The following is a 7,242-nucleotide window of genomic DNA, read 5'->3' as shown; positions in this document are numbered from 1 at the left end:
TATCGCATTTTCATTCTTAATATCTCTTACTTATAAAACTAAGAGAAAGAATGGAGGCGCCTCCCGGAGTCGAACCGAGGTCCACGGATTTGCAATCCGCTGCATAGCCACTCTGCCAAGGCGCCTTTTTAATTCAACACTTTAGGGACTTAAGTAAGCCGCACCGCTGTGTTCGGGTGCCTACTTTACGGATTGAGGGGAGATAGTCAAACAAAAAAGTGAATTTAAATTCCGTTTGCTGGCATTTAAATCAAATTGCTGCATGTTCGATCTCTTTAATCAAAAAACACACAGCAAAATCGAGTTAAACAAGATGTTCTAGCGCTACCACTTCTTCATGAAACGACCGACAAGACTCGGATGATACGCCCAGCAGTGGTCAAACATAGTCATAAGTTGAGGGTTACCATACTTAGAAAGACTAACCGCATGGAAACGGTTTTTGTGTTCTTTCAACTTTTCAACCTGAGCAATCATTTCGTCTGATTGTTTCGGTGCAATAAAGTCAGAAAGTACGATTAAATCGGCATTCTTGTATTTATCACCAGTCATCAGGTCAATCGACTTCATGAGAACAGGTTCCAAATCCGTACCGCCGTGGAATGAGTAACTTAAGAAGTCGCTCGCTTCACGTAGGCCATCTTGCCTTGTTAACTCATAGGTAATCTGCTCAGAAGAGAACAGAATCACGTAACAGTCTCTCTCTTCCGCAAGAGCGATTTGCATCAAAGCATAAGCCATTGCTTTAGCGGACTGCTCAGGGAAACCACTCATAGAGCCCGAAGCGTCCACACAGACGATAAACGGACCCTTTTCAATATCGATGTTCTTGCTATCTGGTTTTTGCGCTTTCACTTTGCGTAACGTGCGTGATTTACCTTGCGAACGATAGCTCAGTAAACGCTTGTCGGCCAAGTGCTTGTAAAAGATAACCTCAAGTTCAGGATAAGCTAGGAACATGGTTTCGTTTGGCAGCATTTTGTTCAGGTCATCACTTTCATGAATTCCTACAATATCATCAACCGCTTCATCGCTTTTCTCTTCAACCATCTGCAATTCTTCTACAGGGGCTTTGTGTAGCGAAGGATCATCTTCCTCACCAGCCATACGACCTAGCTTTTCAGCGATCTCTTGCAAGCCCTTGTGCTTATTCAAGAACTCAGCATGACGCTTCATGATGGTAAGGTCTGTTTTGCTTAACTTGGCAGATGCCATATCCCACAAGCGCCCTACACTGCCTTCATCACCCGACTCTGTCACTTTGTCCATGTTTTTCATGGTTTCCATGCGCTGATAAAGATCGGCTAAGACTTTTTCTTTGCTTGTTTCAAGCTCGGTTACTTGAGCTTGTTTAATCGCATCAGAAAGTGATTGGTACCATTGGTCGCAAAAGTAGTGTGGAAACATCGCGTTATAAACGCCCTTGTTGTTCTCCATAAGACGTCGAGCTTGTAGATAAAACGCGGAATGCCACTCCAGCTTTTTGATAACGCTGTCAATCTCATCAAAGAACTGTGGTTCATCCCAGTAAATCACTTCTTGATAAAGGGCGATTTCCTCTTGGAATCGATCAGTTTCACACACCTTGGTGACGCGTTTTTTTACTTTACCGCGCCATTTGACTAAGTGGTTTTTCACTGATGTTTTCACACCTTTGTTCTCTGCAGCCATCATGACTTGAGAACGAGCGATGAGATCATTCATCGCGGTATCAATGATTCCGGAATCAGCTACCATCAAAGCGAGGTTTAAGCCGTCTGCTCCTAACATATGCTCTCCTCTTACTCGAAGTACTGGCTCATAAACTTAATACGCTGAGCGATCTTGGCACTCTTCACTTTCGTGGTTTCAAGATCTTGCGTTACCGATTGCAAACTTGCTTCCATCGCTTTTGGTAAATCAGGGTCAATATAGTTATGAGGTAATGCATCATGGAATTCAGTACGAACGCGTTTTAACTTGAATTCAGCTTCAGTTAACTGTTCTAAGGCTTTCTCAGCGCCACTCAACCACTTGTTGTACAGTTCTTGGTCTAAACCGTCAGTAGTAACCACACTCACCAATACAGAGCGATTGGCGATGTCTTTAATCACTAATTGGTTTGATGCATCCAAGTCGAGTTTTAAACGGCACAGGTTTTTGTTTTCGTTTACGTAACCGTAAATATCCCCGTGGCCTTCTTTAAGAACACGATCAAAATCGTCTTTGGCTACGTATACCCAACGGCTATCGCCTTTCTCAGATTCAGAAACCGACATGTTGCTTTGCAGCATAACCAGTTTCACTAGATTGTAAGCACTGCCCACGCTGTACATTTTCGCGTTCTTGATGTCATTCTGGTAAACATCTTTACGCAACAAGCCACTGGTTGACTCCATAGAAAGCGACACCGACAAGGTTGATTCAACATCGTCTTGAATCTCTTCTAACTCTTCACGAGCCATTTCAATTTGCGCTTTCGACTCTTGTTGATCAAACGCTCGGTTCAATGCAAAGTCTTTTACCACGCTATGAACCACATCACGTGATTCTGGGCTATGCCACAAACAATCTTGCAGAAGCATAATATCCAGCGGGTTCACGCTATCGCGACCACTGAAGAACGCACTCGCTTTCAATAGTTTAACGGCCTTCTTCCAGCGTCTGTCTGATACATACAATTCTGACTCTGAAGCAGAGCCTTGCTTCTTAACCGTCTCTTCAAGCATGGTTTTTAGTTCAAACAACTTATCAAACGAATTGTCTGTCAGTTCCAGCTTATCGAGCTCTTTCTGCCATTGATGATATTCAATATCCGTAATTGCCAAACCCTTTGGAATCACAGCTTCTTGAGATGTGCCAGTCGTCAGCATCGATTTGAAGTTTTGTTTGTTTTGAATACGGTTTACGAACACACGAACCAACATTCGGTCGTAAAGAGCTTCTAAGCCGCTGTCTTCGTCCGGAAGTTCGTTAGAGGCTGAAACCAACAAACGCATAGGCACGCGCTCGATGTCTGCGCCATTTTTAAATGTTTTTTCATTCACTACAGTAAGAAGCGTATTTAGGATCGCAGGACCTGCTTTCCAGATCTCATCAAGAAATACGACTTGTGCGGTTGGTAGGTAACCCTCGGTCAGTCTTACGTAACGACCGTTGTCTTTTAATTCTTGGATACTTAGTGGGCCGAACACTTCCTCGGGAGTAGAGAAACGAGTCATCAAATATTCGAAGTAACTACTGTTGTCAAAAGCCTGAATGAGACGTTTAGCGATAAGGCTTTTTGCGATGCCCGGAGGGCCTAATAGAAACACACTTTCACCAGCCAAAGCAGCCAGTAAACAAAGTTTAATCGTGTCTTCTCTTTCATAGACACCATCAGAGAGAGCATGCGCTAATTTATTGATTCTTTCAGAGAGTAGCGCCTTGTCAGCATGTGAAGAAATAGAAGGGTTCATGCGTTACTCCGAAAATCTTTGAACAGTTGAGAGTGTAGAATTGTTTTTATACATTTGTTAGCACTTTGTTACAAGTGCATTTTATTATTGAGTTGCATTTATATCAGATGGTTACGTCGGTAATTTTGGCGCAATCATAGATTCCAATTATGAGAGTAACATCACGAACGGCGTGAAACTAAATCTAATGCGAAACCTAATTTTTCTTTTATTTTCGACACCATAGACGTTATGGTGGTGCACGTCTTCCGTTATACGAAAAATTGGCAAGGAATGTGGCCAGACTGCATGAGTAAAGTTATCCATAAATGGAAAAGTATTTCTCTCATAGAAGAGAACGTGACGCTCCCTACGAACGTCGTGGTAAAACATACAACAATCAACCACCCTGGCGCGGCAGTTATTCTTCCTATCACTTCGTCTGGAAAAATCATCCTCATAAACCAGTTTCGCCCTTCTCTTAAAAAATGGCTTTTAGAACTACCCGCAGGCACGATGGAAATAGATGAGACACCTCTTCAATGTGCCCAACGAGAGCTAGAAGAAGAAACAGGTTACAGTGCAACTTCTTTTCAAAGCTTAGGGCAAGTCACCCCTTTAGCTGGCTTCTGTGATGAGATACAACATCTGTTTGTCGCGAAAGACTTAAGCCTCACTACCCGCTTTGAATGCGATGAAGATGAAGTAATAGAAGTGATCGAACTGAGTTTAGAAGAACTGCACGATAAAATACGACACGATCAAATCACCGATACCAAAACTATCGCTTGTTTAAGCAAAGCCCAATTATGTGGCCATCTATAGCCAATTATATGGCTACCTAAAGTACTCTAGGAGAGAAACATGGACTTTCGTTCTGATACCGTAACTAAACCTTCGCAAGCTATGCGTGACGCAATGGCAAACGCAGAAGTGGGCGATGATGTTTATGGCGATGACCCAACCGTCAACGAGCTAGAACAGTGGACAGCAAATGAAACGGGCTTTGAAGCGGCAATGTTCACCTCTTCAGGTACGCAAGCCAACCTACTTGGTTTGATGGCGCACTGTGAGCGTGGTGATGAGTACCTATGTGGCCAACAGGCGCACAACTATAAGTACGAAGCTGGCGGAGCTGCGGTACTTGGTTCTATCCAACCTCAACCAATCGAGAACAACCCAGACGGGACTTTAGACTTTAAAAAGCTTGCCGCTGCGATTAAGCCCGACGACAGCCACTTTGCTCGTACCAAGCTTCTTAGTTTAGAAAACACGATCAATGGTAAAGTCCTGCCAATGTCTTATCTAGCGGAAGCACGTGAGTTCGTAAACCAGCACGGACTTCAAATGCACCTAGATGGCGCGCGCGTCTATAACGCCGCAGTCGCATTAGACGTGCACATCAAAGAGATCGCACAACACTTCGACTCTATGACGATTTGTTTATCAAAAGGTTTAGGCGCTCCAATCGGCTCACTACTTCTTGGCAGCAAAGAATACATCGCCAAAGCACGTCGACTGCGTAAAATGGTCGGCGGTGGTATGCGCCAAGCAGGTATTCTTGCCGCTGCAGGTAAAATGGCGCTGACGGAGAACGTTACTCAACTTAAAGCGGACCATGAGAACGCAAAAAACCTAGCGATTGGTTTAAGCAAACTAGAAGGTTTTTCGGTTAACCCTGATTTCATTCAAACCAACATTGTATTTGCGAAGTTAGATGAGTCCGTGGATATCAACCGAATCGCTCGCGAGCTGAGCGAACAAGGCATTACGATGTCACCAGGGAACCCAGTGCGCTTTGTTACCCATAGAGACATCAGTTCAGAAGACATCGCGACTTTCCTAACTAAGTTGGAAAATGCGCTTTAACTCTTTTAATGAGATTAACCTCTACCGTAATTAAGACTAAAGCTTCCTGTGAGAAGCTTTAGTCTTTCAAAAAATTTATTCAACAATTCCACAGTAAATCATCTTCTCGACACAGACGAGTTTTCTAATAAGCACACTAAATTGACTGGAACAGAACGCGATCTCGTTTTGGCCTATGTGAATACCTTCTAAGAATCATTCCCCACATTTCAGCATTCTATTACTGCTCAAGTTTGACTTGCATTAATGAAATAGAACATTGAATGGTCGCTGAAGATAAATAATTCAGCTCCAACAGTTAATTTTTTAATCAACACGCATGCGGTAATTAGAAACAGATTACATCATTCCTAATTATACTTCTGTAAACATCTAATTTTAATTGATAAATTGCCACCAGCTTAGGTAATCACTCTCCGTTAATAAAATTTTCAATTACACATTCATATTAAAATCAAATTACAAAATCCTTATTTACTTAATAATACTGTCAATTTTAAGACACCAAAAACAGTGGCTCATCGGAAAGTGCAATACAAATCATCATCGGTAGACCATAACCCTAATTTTATCAATTAAATAAAAAGCCCTCGTAAACCAGAATCTTCAACGGAAAACACCTATCTAATTGAATGTAATATTATTATCTAATTCTTCAGCCTCTACTCCTCAAGTTAAAATCATACTAAAACTCATACTTCTCTTAAATAATAAACTTTTTTTACTACTTCACCATTTTTTAAAGCACATATAGTTTTCAAAGTTAAGCAACAAGTTACATTCAATCGCTGAGAGGTGAAATTATGGTTAGAGTATTTAGGACCCTTCATAACTTCATCGTCTACATGTTTATTTTTAGTATGTCATTCTCATTATATGTTAGTGCTAATAGCTTAACGTTAGGAATTAGCGGTCAGATCAAAGATCGATGCGAAATAAACTTTTTTTCTGGCAACATTATGAATTTTACGGAACACCGTGATGTGCAATCGTTGCCTTTTAATATCTATTGTAACCGTCCGTTGGGTATAACGATCAACTCAAAATATGGAGGTTTAAAATATCAACATCAAGGGGTTGATATTATTGAAAGTTACAATTTGTCATTACAAATAGACGAAATTCGTCTTTATGAAAGTAGGCACAGCAGTCAACTTACTTCACCAGTAATGATAGACAGTTCTGGTGTTATTCCGTTCTCTCAACATGGGAGTCTTAGGGTAGCACTCGAAAATAGCTTGCGTTTCGCAGGTTATTATCAAGACGTTATTGAGATCGAAGTTTACCCTTCGATTCATAGCGTGACAAAGTGAAAACTCTGCAATGTATCTGCAGATACAACATACGCTCAGCAGTATTCGAGCCAATCATTTAAGATAAAGGAATTTCTAATGAAAAAGCTAACACTCTATGCAGCAACAGTCACAGCTATTTTTGGTGCTCAAGTCCAAGCCGCTCCTGGTGACGTCCAGTTAGTTGGATTTGTTTCACCTGTATGTGAGGTTACTGGTCTTTCAACACAATTGATGGACTTTGGTAACGTATCTCAAATTCAAAACCTTTCTGTTAGTGGCCTTAACATGAAGTGTAATGACGTCGATGGTGCAACGGTAACACTAACAAGTGCTGAAGGTGGTCTAGAGTCAGACGATAGCGAAGACTACGCTCTTACCTACGATGCAACATTCAACCCGTCAGGCTTAGCTCCTTTCACGCTTAATGCACCAGGGGGCCCAGGTCTAAATGACGTTTCAGTCAGTAATTCTTATGGCGGTTCTGGAGCATTAGCGACAGGTGTTGCCGCATCTATTGATATTGTGACGACAGAAACCTCCCCATGGGCAGGTGGCTACTCAGATACATTAACCGTAAATATCACCTCAAATTAGAGGTTAATAAGTCGGGGGCTATTATTTGGCCTCCGACTTAATCTCATCTCAATATCAATATCAATATC

At 41.8% G+C, this 7,242-nt stretch carries 6 protein-coding genes and 1 tRNA gene; 4 read left to right on the top strand and 3 right to left on the bottom strand.

The window, feature by feature from the left end; all coding sequences use genetic code 11:
* Nucleotides 1-51 precede the first annotated feature (51 nt).
* The 3 genes from AB4484_RS26100 to AB4484_RS26090 form a co-directional block, all read right to left on the bottom strand.
* Nucleotides 52-125, bottom strand: a tRNA-Cys gene (locus AB4484_RS26100).
* A gap of 199 nt (nt 126-324) precedes the next feature.
* Nucleotides 325-1,770 (bottom strand): ATPase RavA stimulator ViaA, encoded by a 1,446-nt coding sequence (viaA, locus tag AB4484_RS26095; protein ID WP_017070584.1) that lies wholly within the window; start codon nt 1,768-1,770, stop codon nt 325-327.
* An 11-nt stretch (nt 1,771-1,781) separates the two neighbouring features.
* Nucleotides 1,782-3,437 carry an ATPase RavA domain-containing protein gene (locus tag AB4484_RS26090; RefSeq protein WP_372080985.1) on the bottom strand — a complete coding sequence of 552 codons (1,656 nt, stop codon included), beginning with the start codon at nt 3,435-3,437 and terminating at the stop codon, nt 1,782-1,784.
* Nucleotides 3,438-3,725: 288 nt separating this feature from the next.
* Between AB4484_RS26090 and AB4484_RS26085 the strand changes: the two genes are divergently transcribed.
* The 4 genes from AB4484_RS26085 to AB4484_RS26070 all read left to right on the top strand — a co-directional run bounded on the left by AB4484_RS26085 (nt 3,726) and on the right by AB4484_RS26070 (nt 7,174).
* Entirely contained in the window at nt 3,726-4,241 is a 516-nt protein-coding gene (locus AB4484_RS26085) for an NUDIX hydrolase (protein ID WP_050620708.1), read from the top strand.
* 39 nt (nt 4,242-4,280) lie between these two features.
* Nucleotides 4,281-5,285: a low-specificity L-threonine aldolase gene (ltaE, locus tag AB4484_RS26080; protein ID WP_050620707.1), complete on the top strand. Its 1,005-nt coding sequence runs from the start codon at nt 4,281-4,283 to the stop codon at nt 5,283-5,285.
* A 788-nt stretch (nt 5,286-6,073) separates the two neighbouring features.
* The gene (locus AB4484_RS26075; protein ID WP_231717438.1) at nt 6,074-6,598 is read left to right on the top strand and encodes a hypothetical protein; all 525 of its coding nucleotides are present in this window, start codon (nt 6,074-6,076) and stop codon (nt 6,596-6,598) included.
* A gap of 78 nt (nt 6,599-6,676) precedes the next feature.
* Nucleotides 6,677-7,174 (top strand): hypothetical protein, encoded by a 498-nt coding sequence (locus tag AB4484_RS26070; protein WP_017080976.1) that lies wholly within the window; start codon nt 6,677-6,679, stop codon nt 7,172-7,174.
* The last annotated feature ends 68 nt before the right edge of the window (nt 7,175-7,242 follow it).

The organism is Vibrio sp. 10N.261.46.A3 (genome assembly GCF_041472995.1).
In the GTDB taxonomy this organism is placed as follows: Bacteria; Pseudomonadota; Gammaproteobacteria; order Enterobacterales; family Vibrionaceae; genus Vibrio; species Vibrio coralliirubri.
This window is presented reverse-complemented; position numbering and strand designations above follow the sequence as displayed.